Genomic DNA, 17701 nt, shown 5'->3' with positions numbered 1-17701 from the left:
TGGCTTTCATCTCGTTTTTCATTTCTTTTCCATCCACCAACACAGTAGACCTCCGATGCAGTAAGCCAGCAGATCTTTCCAATCAAATGTGGCACCCAAAATTACAGCCAGAGGCGATGAAGATTCGATACCAAGCCAAGCTGCGACCTGAAGCAATTGCCCCAACTCGACGGCAAACGCAATCAACACCACCAGTGAAACCAGCCAGTTAACGGGCATGGAGAACAAGCTTGCAAGAAAGTAGTAGAGCCAAACCACAACCAGAACATCACCAAATGTCGGGCGAATAAAGCTGTCTCGAACATAGAGCGCAATAACGACCAATGTGATAAAACACACCAAGCTTTTCAGTCCATTTTTTGCAGAAAATTGCAGGTGGATAGCGGACGTCTCTTCCACCATATCGCTTGGCTGACCAGTGAGAGTTGCTCGCTTAAACGTCTTCATGATTCGCCTTTGCACTTTCTTCTGCTTTCTTATTTCGTGCGTACCAGTCGATGTTGCGTGTAATGATCATAGTGAAGCTCAAAATCGCGAAGCACAGTAATGTCCCCATCACCAATGCGTAGCTTTCTGCTTGTAGCAAGCCAAACAGTAATCCGTAGAGAGTAAGTAAACACGCTCCGAATATCGCTCCGTGCTTGGTGTTGCTCAACATACCGCTCACGTACACACTTAAAAGCCCGGTCGATGCAACTGCCGACACCACATATGCCCAATTGAAGCCGAGGTGTTCACTCATCGAAATCAGCAACAGATAGAAAAGCGCTAAAGCCAGACCAATAAAACCGTATTGTACTGGGTGAACCGGACGCGCCTGGAACAGCTCCAGCAAGAAGAAACTCGCAAATACTAATGTAATAACCAACAGTGAATAGTTCACAGCTCGGTGGGATTTCAAATAGTGGTCCACGGGATCAATCAAATCTACGCCCATTTGTCGCTGTTCAAGCTCGTGACAAGCGTGATTCGATGACAAACAGCTTTGGAACAGCTGCGCGATATTGGTTGAGAAGTTGTTGCTCGCCCATTGTGCGTTAAATCCATCTTCAGATACCTCTGACGACACCGGTAAGTAATCACCGATAAAGCTTGGATGTGCCCAAGTTGAAGAGAGTTCAACCGTTGTTTGACTGCCGATTGGTGTGACTTGAAGCTGCCCCATCCCTTGCAGCAAGAAGTTAAGATCGAAAGCCAAAGATTGTGCTGGGTTTAGGTCTGCAAGTGTCAGATCACTGTGGAAGCCTTGTGGTAACTGATCTAACCCTGTTCCCGGTGCGACTTCGATATCAGAGCTCGCCATGGTCATGTCATCCAAACGAATCAATCCACGGCTGTCTTCAATGCCAACCACTAGGCTCATGTTTTCAATATCAAGCCCCTGCAACGCCGCGAGATCGTCTGCATCGAAAGTGCCTTTCAGTGCCACTTGTGCTTTGTATAAACGCGCGCGGTAAATGCCTCGGTACTTTTCAAAACTGTCCAGATTCGCGCTCATATCAAAAGTGCTAGGTAAAAGAAATTTACGACGCTCTTTAATCTGTACTTTGTTATCTCGGTAACTGGTTTCGGTGTAGTTAACCATGATGAATGGACCAATGATGCGCTGTTCGCCGCTGCTGCTGCGTGCGATGTCGTTTCTGACTTCATCTTGGCGATATGAGCGTTCTGAGATCAGCCCTGTGACCATTGAAAGCGGGATTTGCAGTAAGACAAACAAAAACAACACGAAGGCGAACTTCATGCCGAGTTGGTTAGTGAGGATCTTTTTCATGTTTCATTCTCCATTTGCTGATGGGAGTAATCTAAATCAGCAATTTGGAGAACAAATGGAGCTAATGTGGAGTTTCTATGGAGTTGGTAAAATCAGGGTCACTTTCACGCCAGAATCGACGTTTTCTACTTGCAACTGACCTTTGTGCAGCTTGATCACTTGCTCAACAAAATTCAGCCCGAGCCCAGTGCTCTTAACACCATTTTCCCGAGCGAGGGAATAGAAGCGCTCGGTCAAACGAGGCATCGCATAGTCGGGAATGTGAGGACCTGAATTGAAAATCGACAGGCACACCTTTTCTTTCGTGACCTCAGTTTTCCATTCAATGCATCCCTCTGAATCAACAAAATCCAGCGCATTATCCATCAAGTTAAAAACGGCTTGTTTCAGTAAGAAGGCATCACCAAGTACGGAGAGATGGTCATCAATTTGGATGTTGGCAATCACCGACTTAGCACTCAAGCGCGCATCCGCCGATTCAACCACCTCATTGACCATTTGTTTTAGCGGGATAGCTTCGACTTGTTCTAGCTCAGGGCGCTTTTCAAGACGAGCAAGTTCGAGCAACTTATCAATCAATGACTGCATGCGGTCGCTTTCTCGCTCAATGTTGCCAGCAAAGCGCGTGACCTTTTCTTCAGGCAACGGCATTTGCAATATTTCACTCGCGCCTTTAATCGCTGATAACGGGCTTTTCAGCTCATGAGTCAGCGTCTGTACGTACTCTTCCACATATTGTTTACCATCGAGCTGATTGCGCATTTTCTCCAATGCGTCGCTTAGCGTGCCGTACTCATAAAAGATACGAAATGTCGGCTTAGAGACCTTTTCACCCTCACCCATTTTGGTCGCGTAGTCTTCTAGCTTGTTCAATGCCGAGTGAATTCGCCAAGCAAATAATGCCCCTGCCAATAGCACTAAACCACTCATCCACACCATCCAAAACAATACATTGCGTTTAGAAAGATCGATGAAAGGTTGTACTGAGCGATTGGATTTTGCCACCGTTACGCTGCCAATGATTTCACCTTTGTGGTAAATGGGCGCAGCCACGTGCATAACGGTTGAGAGCGGATCTTTCGGGTCTTCGATGGTACTGCGCGCGCCGTATTGACCACGCAACGTGAGATAAACATCGTTCCATTGCGAGTAGTCTTTGCCAACGTCTTGCTGCCAAGAATCCGCAATCACAATCCCTTGTTTGTCGGTGATGTAAATTCGATGGTTGATCGCTTTTTTGCCAATTTCCCAAATGCGCGCTTGAGGCTCTCGCTGCCCATAAGCCGCTAGTAGTTTGGAGAAGCGACTCTCAGACAACTTGTCGTTCGCGACGTCTTCTTCCGCCAATACCGCGAGTAAGTTCGCCATATCTACCAGCGTCTCTTCGGTGGTTTGACGCACGGTTGGCTTAAGTTCTTGGACGACCGTTTTGCTCACCATGTAAGCCGTCATTCCGACTAAGATGAAGTAGAGAAAAAACAGTCTGAGTCCAAGAGGGATCTTCGGCCAGCGATTCATCATTCACCTTTAATGCAGTAAAAGTAACCAAAGCCACGCTTGGTACAGATGCGTTCAGACATCTCAAACGGCTTCAACTTATGACGAATAGCTTTGATGTGGGTATCGATATTACGCTCATATGCAGCCTCTGGCGCCATGTCAGCAGCGACCATGAGCTGCTCTCGGCTCAATACATTGGAAGAGACAGAAATCAGTTTATCGAGAATCTTAAATTCGACCGCAGTTAACCCAAGCATTTGCCCGCCAACACCGTAGTCGAAGTTCTGCGCAACTAAATCATGGTTCAAATGAGGTTGTTCTGGAACAGCTACAGGCTCTGGTTTGTCCTCCATCATTGGCGCTTTAGCTTTGATTCGAAGTTTAATGCGAGCCAACATTTCGCGCGGGCTAAATGGCTTAGTCACGTAATCATCCGCGCCAATTTCCAAACCGACTACGCGGTCAATTTCATCGCTTCTTGCGGTGAGAAAGATTATGGGAATATCAGAAAACTCACGGATGGTTTTGCATAATTCAAAACCATTGCCATCCGGTAAGCCTACGTCTAACACAAGTAACGCTGCGGAGTTGTGCTGCAAAAAAGCTAAGCCCTCTCCTGCTGTTGCAAACCACTCTGCGTGGTAGCCATCCATCTCTAATACATGAATCAGGTTCTCTGCGATAGCAGATTCATCCTCGATAATAAGGACGGTGGGTTGTTCGCTCAATGTCTTAGCCTCATTGACGGTGTTTATCTTTATGTTGGTATTATCACTTAATTTGGGGCCAAGGCTAGTGGATTGATGCAGCAAAGGCGCAGTTCGTGGATAATACTAATCAAACACACTTCTATTCAGCATAATAAATTTATCACTTAGATTAATGAGTCACCACAATTGTGGATACAATGATTTCAACCATTGATATGAACAGTGTTCATTTTAAACTCAAGTTATCAATTCGATTTTATTTAAAGGACAGTCACTGATGAAAAGAGCGCTAATCCCCCTGGCTTTACTGACTTTGCTCTCAGGTTGCGCCAGCATGTCTCCGGATGAGTGCAAAACGGCAAACTGGTACAACGTAGGTTATCAAGATGGCCGAGACGGCAACGATCCAAGCATTATCAATAGCTATACCGAAGACTGTGGTGAAGCGGGTGTGATACCCGACCGAGCGAAATGGAAAGAAGGCTTTGATAAAGGCACTATCCAATATTGCTCACCAGACAATGGGTACACTGTCGGTATCGAAGGCAAAGAATATTACGGTGTATGCAGCAGCAAAGAGTTTATTGAGAACTACCAGTTAGGTCATCAAGAATATCAACGCCAGCAACGCATCCAACAAATCGATACTGAAATCTCGGTCATCGATAATCAGCTTGATGGCAATCCAGACAAAGATAATGCCAAGAGACTGAAAGAGAAGAGAAAGCGATTGGCTGACGAGCGTTCAAGCCTCTTGTCGCCAACCATCAACTTGAATCTGAATTTCTAAATCGATTGGATTTAGCTTCTAAAAACTCATGGCCCTAGCTCAGTTCTAGGGTCATGAATTGACTGTTCGGATCGAGTTCGTAATCCCCGAACGGCTCGCAGTACACAAAGCCATGCTTTTCATACAACAGGCGCGCTGGTTTAAAAAACTCCATCGAGCCCGTTTCTAAACTCAAGCGCTGCAAACCTTTTTGCTTCGCTTGCTCAATCACATGAATCAATAATTGAGATGCCACACCTTGGTTTCTTGCCGTAGGCGTGGTGCGCATGGATTTCAGCTCCGCGTGTTGGTCATCCAACTCTTTAATCGCTGCACACCCAAGCAGTTGCTCACCTTTCCATCCGGTCCAAAATGTCACTTCTGGCGCTTTGAGCTTATCTAAATCTAACGCATGCACGCTTTCTGGTGGTGACGTGGCGTACATGTCCTGTAAATGTCCTTCCAACAGCGCTATCACTTGCGACCGTTCTAAATTGTCGATTTCAATCCTCATCTTTCCATCCTTGGTTTTTCCTAGCTAAAGCGGCTGTCTCATAATGTGCTGCGGTCCAACTGGCCCGCCGTGGTAAAGCTCATTGGTATCTTCAAACCCTGATTTTAAATAGCACTGATAAGCGGGTATGTTGCGGCAATTCACAGTGAGATAAAGCGCATCAAACTCGGGATAATGGCGTTTGGCGAAATCGGCAAACTGTTGAATGGCTTGCTTGGCGATGCCTTTGCCTTGATGACGGTGATCCACCAGCAAAGCACGTACGCCTAAACTGTTTTTCGGGCAAAAATCGTATTTCTCGCTGTAAGCAGCATCAAATAGAAAAAAGCCAACCACGTCATCGTCTGCCAAAATCAGATGCGGAAGCTCTGTGGGTTCAAGACGTGTAAGCATTTCACCCACATCCGCGACCGTAAACTGCGATTGCTCTTCTAGAACGCTAAGTTCGCAAGTGTGTTCATGTCGCTCAGGCGAATACTTTTCAATAGTAATCATAATCTTCCTTGTTGTTTTTATGCTCAATTCATACAGGGTATGTCGTAAATAGAAATACCTGGTGTCGTATTTCCCACTCGCAGGCAAACGTTTAGCACTCTATTATCCTCGCCATTCGATAGAGAGGTTTCCATGTCCCGTTTTTTACTTTGTAGTTTTGCACTCGTTTTACTCTACCCTACTGCCATTGATTTGTATCTTGTTGGTTTGCCTCAAATTGCGTCAGATCTCAACGCCAGTGAATCTCAGTTGCATATTGCGTTTTCGATCTATTTAGCTGGCATGGCTACCACCATGTTATTCGCGGGGAAAATTGCAGACTCTGTGGGACGAAAGCCTGTTGCCGTCGTCGGCGCGATGATCTTCGTGCTCGCGTCTTTTCTCGGCGGGATGGCTGAGCAACCAAACACTTTCTTGATTGCTCGCTTTTGCCAAGGCATCGGGGCTGGATCTTGCTATGTCGTCGCATTCGCGATTTTACGCGACACGTTAGACGATGAACGCCGCGCGAAAGTATTGTCGATGCTCAATGGCATCACCTGTATCATTCCAGTGATCGCACCCGTGATTGGTCACTTGATTATGCTGAAATTTCCTTGGCCGAGTTTGTTTACCACAATGGCAGGAATGGGCATTCTCGTCAGTGTATTGGCCATTTTTGTTCTCAAGGAATCACTACCCAGCCAACAAGGTGAAGAACAGACAACGCCAGAGAGCCATCAAGGGACTTTCTTCGAGCGATTTTTTATCAGTAGGCTGATCATTACTGCACTTGGAGTGACCACCATTCTGACCTTTGTTAACGCTTCACCAATTGTCGTGATGAGCATGCTTGGTTTTGATCGCGGTGGCTATTCTTCCATCATGGCTGGGACTGCGACGATCAGTATGTTGATTTCGTTCTCGGCGCCATTGGCATTGGGGATTTTTAAGCAACGAACCTTAATGATGACCTCTCAAGTATTGCTCGCTTGCGCAGCCATCGTACTCAGTGCTGCCCATTTCCATGATGGACAACCTTTTTACTATGTGTTCGGACTTGGGCTGATTTGCGCTGGCTTCGCTTGTGGCTTTGGCGTGGCCATGAGCCAAGCGCTCAGCCCATTCTCTCAACAAGCTGGCGTGGCAAGCTCGTTACTGGGCATTGCTCAAGTTTGTAGTTCCGCGTTCTATATTTGGTTTATGGGTTTCATCGGCGTTACTGCACTGAATATGTTGGTGTTTATCTTAGTGCTAGGTAGCGTAATCAGCCTTGCTCTAATACTATTGATTCCAAAGCCTGTTCACGATACCCATAATGAAGAAATCCCTAGCGCGACTTGATTTAAACTTACTGTTCACTCTGCAATTATTGTTACAAGAGCAAAGCGTCTCGAAAGCCTCAAAAAAGCTGAACGTTACGCCCTCTACCGTAAGTAAGTCGCTCAACAAACTTCGTCATTGGTTCGATGATCCTTTGTTTGTCAAAACACCTAAAGGTCTTGCACCAACGCCTTTGGCGCAAAGCATGGAGCAAGATCTCGCAGAATGGCTGCAAATTGGCAGCCAAATTGCAGAAAAACGCAGCGATATTACGCCTAAAGGAGTGCGTTTTGATATCACGATTGAGTCGCCATTAGTGCTCACAGTGCTGGACAGACTCATCGTCGCTATCCACCAGCGATACCCTGAAGCGAAAGTAAAAACCAGTAACTGGGATTACGATTCACTCGACGCCATCATTCGAGGAGAGGCGGATATCGGTTTTACCGGCCGAGAGAGTCACCCGAGATCGAAAGAGTCGTTGGATCTTCTGCCGTATTTCTTGGATTTTGAGATTCTATTTTATGACCTGCCGATGGTGTATTTACATAAAGATCATCCGGCATTACAGCAAGAGTGGAATCTCGAGACCTTTCTGAGCTACCAACACATCAATATTGTTTGGGAAAAAAGTGAAACTTGGGCGTTGGATGAAGTATTAACGGAACTAGGGCTACAGCGCTCTATCGGGCTGACGATGTCCAACTTTGAGCAATCCCTTTTTATGGCAGCGCAGCCGACGCATGACATGATCACCACCGCGCCGCACTATTGCAAAAGTTACACAGAAAAGCTGCATCTCGATTTGGTGTGCTTGCCAATTCCATTAGACCAAGCTCAACAAGACAAGTTACTGATTCCATTTACCATGATTTGGCATAAACGCAATGCGTACAATCCCAAATTGCTATGGTTGAAAAACACCATTAAGTCATTGTACAAACAACCTTCCCAACCACAGTAAGACTCAGGCTAAGGTCAGGTTTTCTCTGGTTATTTTTAATGACTTTCTTGCTCTGATAGATATAACTAATCACTTTATCAACTAATAAAAATGTTCTTTTGGATCTACACTAGCTGTTCATTTACACGCTAAGGATCAAGGATGTCGACCTTTTTACTCACTGCCATTGCAATGCTGGCGTTCGCTGCCAATTCATTATTGTGCCGACTTGCCTTGGCCGAAGGGTTAATTGATGCAGGAAGCTTCACTCTCGTTCGATTGATATCTGGCGCTGTTATCTTAATCGCATTGCTTGTCGTGAGAGGTCAGTGGAAAACCGATCGGCCAACTTCTCGCTTTCGCTTTTTTGCTGGCGTGGCGTTATTTGGTTACGCTGCCCTTTTCTCTTTCGCGTACTTACAACTGGCGACAGGAACAGGTGCTTTGCTTTTGTTTGGTGCCGTGCAACTTACATTACTGGCGATCTATTGGTTGCAAGGTGAGCGTTTTCAGTTTCTCGAAATCATCGGTATCGGTCTTTCAATTGTTGGATTTGTTTGGTTGATGTTGCCATCTGCCACTCGCCCCGATATTAGCTCTGCACTTCTTATGTTGATTTCTGGCGTTTGTTGGGCTGCGTTTACTGCGCTCGGTAAACAAGCGCCTTCTCCAAGTAGTGGCATCACGTGGGGATTCATCGCTGCATCAATAATTGGCGTGCTCCTTTCGCCATTAATCTTGTCCTCAATCCACCTTTCTTGGAGCGGAGTGTTGCTCGCTATCGCATCTGGTGCCATTGCCTCTGGCCTTGGTTATACGCTTTGGTATCAAGTAATGCGTAAGCTCTCTTTGCTTCAAGCCGCCGTCAGCCAACTTTCCGTGCCAGCCATTGCTTCGCTACTCGGCACCGTCGTACTCCACGAGCCTCTTTCACTGCATACTCTTTTAACCAGTGGCATCATTCTTGGTGGTATCGCTTTGGTTTTTTTATCTCGATCCAAAAAAACAAGCGAACAATCGGCAAGCCGATAAAAAATAATAACTTTCCCTCTCAAATACCCATTCATCATCTATGCTTTTTAAAGCAGCAAAGCTCATTGCAGATGGTACGAGTGGCCTGCTTTAGTATCAGGCGAAGGATATAAGGTGAGAATTGGCTCACGCAACACGACGATTTTGTTTCAAAAGTGAGAATCGTCACAGATCGCGATTTTGCTCGTTTTAGGCGTTTCGTCAATAACGCCAAGGGCTAGCGCGAGATCGAGCCAAATACGCACTTTGTGTTTTGACAAAGGGTTTACAAAGCACACTTTTTCACCCGCTATATTCCGCCCCCCGAATTTATTCAGAACAAGATTCTGATTATTCACATAAGAAATTCATCAACTTATAACGATAAGCCTGAGCAAACTTTGACACTATGAACGACAAAATAAAATTCGCTATTAAAGTATCGCTTAGCCTGACTCTGGCTTATCTGATCCCGTTTGCCATGGGTTGGCCGCAAGCATCGACGGCCGCAACCACAGTGATGCTGATTGCATCCACAGGCAGTCGTCGTGAATCCCTCGCCAAAGGTACCTTACGTGTGTTCGGTACGTTGGTTGGCGCCGTCGTTGGCTTGTTACTGGTGGGATTGTTTGCTCAAGACCGCTTGCTGTACATGCTGAGCGTGTCGGTTGTGGTCTCTTTCATTTTTTACTTCCGTAATGCCTATCAAAAAGATCCAACGCTACTCATGCTGACCGGTGTGATGACGCTGATGATGTCCAATGGCGGTGACGCAGAGGGTGCGTTTCTTTATGGCGTTGACCGCGCTTATATGACGGTGTTTGGGGTGGTGGTTTACACACTCGTGGGGACTTTCTTATTCCCGACCAAAACAGAACAAAACCTAAGACAACTCATCGAACAACTCAACCAAGCACAACGTGCGTTGTTCTCCGCTATCTTGCAAAATTTCGAGCAAAAATCGGCAGGGCAAGTCTCTCCTCAAGAAGAGGGAGAAGAAAATCCAGAAGCAGGAGAGCCACAACCTAACGTGGATTCTCTTATCGAACAGATGTTTGCCGCCCAAAATGCGCTCGAACAGCGTTTTGCCACAGTCAGTGTGGAATGCAGCGACGTGTCGGCCTACATGAAAGAGTGGCGCTTGGCGGTTCATTTGAACAAGCAAGTAACGCAACAATTGACCGTCGCGGCGCACAGCCACTTTAGCCACCAGCAAGACCGTGAAAGCATCAGCAACTTTGATCAAGCCGTTGCGGAAATTGACGCGCTGTTTGATACCTGCCAACAGGTCTGGGACGAAAAAGAGCCCGCTTTTCGTGCTCAAGAGTTCAAAGTCGAATACAACCAAGCGTTGCTTGAAGACGCAGCGCACCTAGAGAAAGGCTCTGCGCTTATGCTGGGGCACCTCTTGGGGCTCATGCATCAAAACTTATCGCGTTTGGCGGAAAGCATTAGTTGTATTGACTCTGTGACGAACAATGTCTCCTTTGACGTACCGCTGCCGAAACCGAAAGGCAAGTTTCTATGGTGGGACGCAGAAAATTTTAAAACCGCGGTCAAAACCTTTGTCACTTATTGGGTTGCAGGACTGATTTGGATTTATTTCAATCCACCAGGCGGCTACTCGTTCGTGGTCTTCTCGACCATGTTTATGTCTTTGCTGTCGTTCGTGCCTGTGCACCCGATTTTGTTGCTAGTGCTGTTCACTTTCGGCTTCTTGTTCGCGGTGCCTTCTTACGTCTTCATTCTTCCCCAATTGGATCTCGGGTTAGAGCTTGGCCTATTCATCTTTATCTACACCTTTATCGGCTTTTATCTGTTCAACGGGCCAGTGACGATTTTCTACATGGTGGGCTTGTTTGTTCTCGGTTTAGATAACAACATGTTCTATCACTTCGGGATCCTCATGACGATCATGCTGCTGTTCTACATGGTGGTGTTCATGATCATTTTCGCGCACTACTTCCCGTTTAGCTCACGACCAGAACACCTCTTTTTGACCATAAAAGAGCGCTATTTTAGGCACACTCGGGATCTGTTTGACTCCTATCAGAAGCAATCCAGCTCGATTATCACGCCGCTCAAACGGGCCTTGCACTTGGTGACGCTCAACGTTTCATCGAAAAAGCTCAAGGTGTGGGGTTCGAAAATCAACCACAAACACTTTGACAAAACCACGCCAGAAGCGATTGGCGCGTTTAGCAAAGCGTGTGATGTACTCAGTAATCACATCAACATCTTAATGGCCGCCGAGAAAAAGTTGATGACCAATCCACTAATTACTCAGCTTCGCCAACAGCACCGCGATTCCATCATTCCTTTGATGGCGGGCGCTTTAGCCAGCCATCAAGCAACACAAGAACTCGACTCCGTATTCGACCAATACAGTCAGGATTACCAAACATTCGAAGATAAACTGGAAGATTTTTTTAGTGAGTTGGATTTATCTGACTACGCTTATTCAGAGATAGCCGGTTTTTATATCTTGCTGAATTTAAAACGGAACGTGTTCGAAGCAATCAAGCATTGCAAGCAAACCTACGAGGATATCGATTGGGTGAACTTACAACAGAAGCGTTTTTAAAGGTGGGGATATGATGCTTCCAAAACTAACCAAACCAAGCCTCGCCATACTTTCTTTGCTCGGACTCAGTGCGTGTACCACGGTAGGACCAGATTATGTTCATCCAAAGCAGGCGCCACTGCCAAGTGACTGGTCGGTGCAAAAAGCAGCCAAAGATACGCAGCAATCAGAGCAACAGCTACAACAATGGTGGCAGCAATTTAATGACTCGACTCTTAATCAGCTGGTTGAGTTGGCGAGCAAACAAAACCTCGATTTAGAAGCCGCAGGGCTACGAATTGTCCAAGCACGTTCATTGCTTGGTATTTCGACTGGCTTGCAATACCCACAAGTTCAAACCGTGTCAGGAAACCTAGCGCGTGCCTACGTAAATGATCAGGGCGTGAATAACGCCACTTTGTCGTTTGATGCTGCTTGGGAAATGGATGTTTGGGGCAAGTATGCTCGCGGTATTGAGTCGGCAGAAGCGGGTTACTACGCATCCATCGCATCGTATCACGACATCATGGTCACCATAACCGCCGAAGTGGCGCGCAATTACATCAACTATCGCACATTCCAAGAACGTATTTTGCTGTCTCGCCGCAACATAGAGATTCAAGAGCGTGTCGTCCGCATTACACAGGTGCAGTTCGACTCTGGCAACGTTACAGAATTGGACGTTCAACAAGCTAAAAACCAACTCTACACCACCAAAGCAGCGTTACCGAGCCTCGAAGTGGCAATGAAGCAATCACGTACTGTGTTGGCTTTGCTACTGGGTCTGTTACCAGAAGAAGTAGATCGACTGCTACAGTCGGATGGGATGCACAAGCAAATCGCTGAGTACGAAGCCCAGTTCAAATCGACGGGCAGAAAATCGGCGCTATCGGGCACCGACGAGCGTTCCATTGTGCCACGTCCACCGCTTTTGGATACGCAAGTGGATGCTAACTTAGTGATGCGACGTCCGGATTTGCAAGTCTCTGAGATGCAAGCTCGCGCGCAAAGTGCGCAGATTGGCGTGGCAGAAACCGCTCTGTACCCAAGCTTTTCGTTGTTCGGTTCCATCGGTATCGACAGTACGGTTCCCGATGGCAGCAGTTTCAGTTTTAGCGATTCGCTCACCATGGTGGTTGGCCCAACGTTCAGTTGGAACATTTTCCAATACGGGCGCGTGAAAAATAACATTCGTTTCGAAGATGCTCGCTTCCAAGAAACGCTGACGAACTACAACAAAAAGGTACTGCAAGCCGTTAATGAAGTCACCAATGCAATCGAAGCGTATGACCTGTATTTGCAGCAAAAAGATTTACGCTTGCAATCGGTCAACTCTTCCATTCGTGCGTTCAACATATCCATGACACAGTACGAAAACGGACAAATTTCATTCGAACGTCTGCTTAACTCGGTAGAAAAAATGACCCGCGCAGAAGACAGCTACGCAACGATCAAAGGTAATGTTGCGAACCAAGTTGTCGCGCTCTACAAAGCCCTCGGTGGAGGCTGGCAAACCCAAACAGGTAAACCTTTCATCAGTGAATCGATTGCCACGCAGATGACAGAGCGCACTGACTGGGGAAGTTATTTAAATGAAGAAAACCGCGTATTGCCGCCTTTGCGACTCGAAACTCCGGCTGAGACCAGTGATGAAAACAAAACGGAGGATCGGTAATGCCTCATGAACTCTCTTGGGGAGACGTTTACTTTTCTCCTACGCTACTGGTGCTCTTTCTCGCCGTCACGGCCACGTGGATAACGGTGATGATATTGAACAAGACACGTTTGTCTCGCTTCATCGCTTTTCCGTCTCTGACGTTTATTGCCATCATGGTCGGTTATGTGGTGGCCATCGACAGCTTTTATATTCAATTTTAGGTGCCAAACAAGATGAAAAAACTATTCGTAATCGCACTCAATCTTGTCATTCTTGGTGGCGCAGCTTGGCTCGGCTATCAAAAGTTTGAGGAATACTTTAATAACCCATGGACACGAGATGGGCAAGTGCGTGCTAACGTCATCAAAGTGGCTCCTCGCGTATCAGGCCCAATTATAAATGTCGCGGTGCAAGACAACCAAGAAGTAAAAACGGGGGATTTACTGTTTGAAATCGACCCTGCGACTTACCAGGTTGCGTTATCTCAAGCCGAAGTAGCACTGGAGCGCTCCATTGTTAGCTCTCGCGGTAAAAAAATCGAATATGACCGCTTAAAAGACATTCGTGCCAAAGACCGTGGCGCAGTTTCTCATAAGGATCTGATTCGTCGTGAAATCGCTTACGAAGAATCGCTACTGCAAATCAAATCTGCAGAAGAACAACTAAAATCAGCACGCCTTAACCTCAGCTTTACCAAAGTTTATGCGACCGTCGATGGTTTTGTATCTAACCTCGATATTAGAAACGGTACGCAAGCGGTCGCAAACCAACCACTGCTCGCACTGATCGACAAAAACAGCTTTTGGGTATTTGGTTTCTTCCGTGAAAACCAACTTGCGCAAATCGAACCTGGCAGCCAAGCGCGTGTCACTTTGATGTCTCACCCAGACACGCCAATTGACGCGACGGTTGACTCGATTGGTTGGGGTATTGCGCCCAAAGACGGCACGGTCGGCTACAACCTTCTTCCAAACGTAAACCCTGTTTTTCAGTGGATTCGCCTAGCACAACGTATTCCGGTGCGAATCTCCCTACAAGAACTTCCTGAAGATGTTGATCTTCGATTCGGGCTTTCTGCGTCCATCATGGTGATGAAAGAGTCATCCGCAGAAAGTGAACAATAACTAAGTGAGAAGAGCCATGGTCATTGGTAAAAACCTCAAAAATATTAATGAAGAAAACAACTTCTTCTATCTAACCTTAGCACTAGTGATTTTGTTGCTAGGGAGTGCGATGGCACAAGTCGTAGGTGAAGGGACGATTGAACACATACTTCAGGCTTTCACGGTTCTGACGTTTATCGTCTGTTTTGCGAGCCTTCGCTTTGACAAAACCTGGTCTCGTTTCCTCTACAGCCTGTTTGGTGTTTGGGTTCTTGTGATTGTGATCAAGACCGTTTTCGACATCAGAGAGATGAATGTGGTGATGCTTGCCCTCACCTTTGCGTTCTTTTTCGGCACTTTTAAATCCATCGCAAGACAGATTCTTTTCACCGGCCATGTCAACAGCAACAAAGTCATTGGCTCGGTAGCGCTTTTCTTGCTGCTTGGTCTGATGTGGGCGATTGCCTACCTCATTCTGCTTGAGTTTTCGCCTGAAGCCTTTACCGGTATGGAAGCGATTTCTTGGGGGCAGAACTTCTCCAATGCAGCGTATTTCAGTTTCGTTACCTTAACCACGCTCGGTTATGGCGACATTAGTCCTCTAACACCATTGGCTCAAGTCGTGGTGTATTTAGAGGCCATCACAGGTGTTTTTTATATGGCGATTGTTGTTTCAAGTCTCGTCAGTTCTAACATTGATCATCAGGTAAACAAAAATGGATAAACAATCGGTAAAAATCGACAGTAAGCTTTTCATCAGTAATATGGTGGAATCGGCAATACGCATTGGCTTGATCTTTGTCTTGCTGATGTTTACGTACGACATCATCAAACCCTTCATACTTCCGGTTATTTGGGGCGCTATTATAGCCGTTGCTTTAATGCCGCTTACCCAAAAATTGCAGCGTGTATATGGTGGTCGTAGAGGCCTGGCAGCCACGACCATTGCTTTACTTGGTATTGCCCTCCTTGTCACGCCACTTGTTATGGTATCAGGCTCCATTGTGGATGGTGCAACGCACGCGCTTGAAGTACTACAAAATGGACAAGTGAAAATACCAGGGCCAAAACCTTCCGTAGCGGATTGGCCTATCGTGGGTGATAAGCTCTACGAAGTGTGGACCCTATTCGCTACTAATCTTGAGCAAGCGATTCAAACCTTTATGCCACAAATAAAGGCAGGACTCACATCTTTACTGGGTACACTTGGGGGCGTATTGGGAAGTTTACTGCTTTCAATCTTGTCACTTGCGATTGCAGCAGGTTTCATGACGTACTCTGAATCTGCAGCATCAGGCTTAAGAACCATCGCGATTCGAACCGCTGGTGAAAACGCAAAAAGCTGGACCACGCTTATCGCTGCGACAATTAAAAGCGTACTGCTTGGCGTAGTCGGTGTAGCGGCGATTCAAGCACTGTTGATCGGTGCTGGTTTCTTCGTATTTGGCGTTCCCGCAGCAGGTTTACTCACACTGCTTCTAATGATCTTGTGTATCGCTCAGCTCCCGGCGTTGCTCGCTGTGCTACCTGTGATTGGCTTCATGTACATGACCCAAGACACCTCAACAGCAACCATGTTTACTGTTTGGGTCGTAGTTGCGGCTCTTTCTGAAAACCTGTTCAAGCCAATGTTAATGGGACGTGGCGTCGACGTGCCAATGCCTGTGATTCTGCTCGGTGCCATCGGTGGTATGCTTTTCTACGGCATCGTTGGTCTGTTCTTAGGTGCCGTTATCCTAGCAATTTGGTATGAGTTATTTGTTTGGTGGTTGAGCATTGAGAAAGCACAACAGCAAGAAGAAATGGCAGAACAACAAGACGCTTCTGATGACCAATCAGAACCTGGACACGGTGCTGGAATTTAATAAATCAATAAGTTAGAAAGAAATTTAATCTATAACTTATGATATCAAACCGCTGCATTTCAGCGGTTTGATTCTATTTGGATCACAGTTTCGTCGTAATAAATGCGATAAAAATGACGTTCTTGTTAAATTTTCATACTTATTACACTTGGGAGTTGCAATCGGGCAATGAACGATGCACTCTCGATGACCACTAATTTGCTTAGGATAAAAACAATGAAATTGATCAAGCCTTTAACTTGTGCGCTTGCTCTCGCAATGAGTGGCATGGCATTCGCAGATGTAACCGTGAGTGTTCCTGACAACGTTTCAGTATTAGCGGCTAACGGTGAAAAAGCAGATCTTTCGGGTGGTTTTTTCGCCTCTGAAAGAACACTGACGTTACCTGATGGCCTTAACCAAGTCGTATTTCGTTTCGCCCCTTACTTCAACCAAGGTAATGACCGTTTAAGTGTTGAAAGCGATGTTATCGTTACACGATTTGACGCGACCAATACCGAACTCACTCTACAAATGCCAGAATACCGCAACCTACGTGATGCGGAAGAGAAGATCAAAGACTTAGATTGGAAACTGGTTGATGATTCTGGCAACGCAATCGCGGTTGACCAGGACAAGTTGCTCAAACCGGGTATGCAAATCGGTCGTGATTACGTACGTGAAATAGAAGATTATAACCAAGCTGGCGGTGCAGCAGCCGTGGCTTTTGCTGGCGCAGCGACCATGCAGCCAGTCACGCTTCCTGCAAAGGTTCCTGCGGATATGAAGCAAGTGAGAGCAACTGCGGTTAAAGCGGATTCGACAGCTGAAGAGATGCTGCACTTCTGGTACCAAAAAGCAGACGCAGAAACCAAAGCTCGCTTTAAGAAATATGTTAATCAACAGTAAATCTGGTTAACTTTATCGATATTAAAAAAGCCACTTCACGTGGCTTTTTTGATCAAAAATTAGGAAACTTGGACAACTTTAGTATTGGCGATCAAGTCATGCAACAAACGTCGCTCCGGATGAAAGAACAATAATGCCAAATTTACCAACGGGATCCCCGGAATGAGCATCTCCAGCAAGTAGCTAATAACAAGCCTTAACCCTGCTGTAACTTTCGTTGCCTTACTATCATTTTTCATTACAACTTTAATACCAATCATGCGCATACCAATGGTTTGCCCATGACTCAATGCATTCCAGTTGATCATTAAAACCGTTGGTAAAGAAAGCAAGTAAAACGCCTGAGTTTCACGAACAAGCGTGAGGTTATCTGCTAAAGAGAGCTGAAAGTCGTTAAGAAAAGAGTTAATACTCAATGCGATGATTAACACGACCACCATCGCAAAGAGCAGGTCGATAAAACCAGCAATGATTCTCTGTTGCTTGCTCGCGATAAAAGCATACATGGACTTCAGTCACCTCAATGTAATTGGTTAAGCGAGAATGACTGAGTGTACAGACGCGCAATGGTGAGCGCAGTTTAGGTATTGCCAACATAATATTCAAC

Annotated in this window: 18 protein-coding genes; 11 read left to right on the top strand and 7 right to left on the bottom strand. The window is 46.2% G+C overall.

All coding sequences use genetic code 11. The features are described 5' to 3' along the window. Positions 1-18: 18 nt before the first annotated feature. The 4 genes from L3V37_RS01415 to L3V37_RS01400 all read right to left on the bottom strand — a co-directional run bounded on the left by L3V37_RS01415 (position 19) and on the right by L3V37_RS01400 (position 4002). Positions 19-447, bottom strand: a complete 429-nt coding sequence (locus tag L3V37_RS01415; RefSeq protein ID WP_237305698.1) for a DUF2809 domain-containing protein — start codon at positions 445-447, stop codon at positions 19-21. Beyond that, complete coding sequence (gene creD / locus L3V37_RS01410) at positions 434-1774, bottom strand: cell envelope integrity protein CreD (protein ID WP_237305697.1); 1341 nt, start codon at positions 1772-1774, stop codon at positions 434-436. Before creD ends, L3V37_RS01415 begins: the two co-directional genes overlap by 14 nt. A 75-nt stretch (positions 1775-1849) precedes the next feature. Beyond that, on the bottom strand, positions 1850-3292 hold the full coding sequence (gene creC, locus L3V37_RS01405) for a two-component system sensor histidine kinase CreC (RefSeq protein WP_237305772.1): 1443 nt from the start codon (positions 3290-3292) through the stop codon (positions 1850-1852). Continuing rightward, positions 3292-4002 carry a response regulator gene (locus tag L3V37_RS01400; protein ID WP_237305696.1) on the bottom strand — a complete coding sequence of 237 codons (711 nt, stop codon included), beginning with the start codon at positions 4000-4002 and terminating at the stop codon, positions 3292-3294. The genes creC and L3V37_RS01400 overlap by 1 nt, the downstream gene beginning before the upstream one ends. Positions 4003-4261: 259 nt before the next feature. On the opposite strand from L3V37_RS01400, the gene L3V37_RS01395 reads away from it, so the two are divergent. Next, positions 4262-4774: a DUF2799 domain-containing protein gene (locus tag L3V37_RS01395; RefSeq protein WP_017634421.1), complete on the top strand. Its 513-nt coding sequence runs from the start codon at positions 4262-4264 to the stop codon at positions 4772-4774. Between the two features lie 34 nt (positions 4775-4808). On the opposite strand, the gene L3V37_RS01390 is transcribed toward L3V37_RS01395, so the two are convergent. Continuing rightward, a complete protein-coding gene (locus L3V37_RS01390) occupies positions 4809-5267 on the bottom strand; it encodes a GNAT family N-acetyltransferase (RefSeq protein ID WP_053303884.1) in 459 nt (152 codons plus the stop codon). A 24-nt stretch (positions 5268-5291) separates the two neighbouring features. Continuing rightward, the gene (locus tag L3V37_RS01385) at positions 5292-5762 is read right to left on the bottom strand and encodes a GNAT family N-acetyltransferase (protein ID WP_017820545.1); all 471 of its coding nucleotides are present in this window, start codon (positions 5760-5762) and stop codon (positions 5292-5294) included. Between the two features lie 132 nt (positions 5763-5894). On the opposite strand from L3V37_RS01385, the gene L3V37_RS01380 reads away from it, so the two are divergent. The 10 genes from L3V37_RS01380 (at position 5895) to L3V37_RS01335 (ending at position 17094) form a co-directional block, all read left to right on the top strand. Next, on the top strand, positions 5895-7085 hold the full coding sequence (locus L3V37_RS01380) for an MFS transporter (protein WP_237305695.1): 1191 nt from the start codon (positions 5895-5897) through the stop codon (positions 7083-7085). Further along, positions 7060-8028 (top strand): HTH-type transcriptional regulator YidZ, encoded by a 969-nt coding sequence (yidZ, locus tag L3V37_RS01375; RefSeq protein ID WP_005374957.1) that lies wholly within the window; start codon positions 7060-7062, stop codon positions 8026-8028. Before L3V37_RS01380 ends, yidZ begins: the two co-directional genes overlap by 26 nt. Before the next feature lie 141 nt (positions 8029-8169). Continuing rightward, entirely contained in the window at positions 8170-9039 is an 870-nt protein-coding gene (locus L3V37_RS01370; protein ID WP_237305694.1) for a DMT family transporter, read from the top strand. Between the two features lie 388 nt (positions 9040-9427). After that, on the top strand, positions 9428-11602 hold the full coding sequence (locus L3V37_RS01365; RefSeq protein WP_237305693.1) for an FUSC family protein: 2175 nt from the start codon (positions 9428-9430) through the stop codon (positions 11600-11602). A 10-nt stretch (positions 11603-11612) separates the two neighbouring features. Continuing rightward, positions 11613-13256: a TolC family protein gene (locus L3V37_RS01360; protein WP_033906682.1), complete on the top strand. Its 1644-nt coding sequence runs from the start codon at positions 11613-11615 to the stop codon at positions 13254-13256. Continuing rightward, positions 13256-13459 (top strand): DUF1656 domain-containing protein, encoded by a 204-nt coding sequence (locus L3V37_RS01355; RefSeq protein WP_005374946.1) that lies wholly within the window; start codon positions 13256-13258, stop codon positions 13457-13459. Before L3V37_RS01360 ends, L3V37_RS01355 begins: the two co-directional genes overlap by 1 nt. Positions 13460-13471: 12 nt before the next feature. After that, a complete protein-coding gene (locus L3V37_RS01350) occupies positions 13472-14362 on the top strand; it encodes an HlyD family secretion protein (RefSeq protein ID WP_237305692.1) in 891 nt (296 codons plus the stop codon). A 16-nt stretch (positions 14363-14378) separates the two neighbouring features. Further along, entirely contained in the window at positions 14379-15065 is a 687-nt protein-coding gene (locus L3V37_RS01345; RefSeq protein WP_017634413.1) for a potassium channel family protein, read from the top strand. Then, positions 15058-16206, top strand: a complete 1149-nt coding sequence (locus tag L3V37_RS01340) for an AI-2E family transporter (protein WP_005386936.1) — start codon at positions 15058-15060, stop codon at positions 16204-16206. The genes L3V37_RS01345 and L3V37_RS01340 overlap by 8 nt, the downstream gene beginning before the upstream one ends. Before the next feature lie 216 nt (positions 16207-16422). Beyond that, positions 16423-17094, top strand: coding sequence for a DUF2057 domain-containing protein (locus L3V37_RS01335; protein WP_237305691.1), 672 nt, complete (start codon positions 16423-16425; stop codon positions 17092-17094). A 59-nt stretch (positions 17095-17153) separates the two neighbouring features. Here L3V37_RS01335 and L3V37_RS01330 read toward each other — a convergent pair whose 3' ends face one another. After that, complete coding sequence (locus tag L3V37_RS01330) at positions 17154-17600, bottom strand: RDD family protein (protein ID WP_017634410.1); 447 nt, start codon at positions 17598-17600, stop codon at positions 17154-17156. Positions 17601-17701: the final 101 nt, after the last annotated feature.

Source organism: Vibrio sp. D54 (assembly GCF_021728075.1).
Classification (GTDB): domain Bacteria; phylum Pseudomonadota; class Gammaproteobacteria; order Enterobacterales; family Vibrionaceae; genus Vibrio; species Vibrio alginolyticus.
Note: the sequence above shows the minus strand (reverse complement) of the source record. Positions and strands in the feature narration are given on the sequence as shown.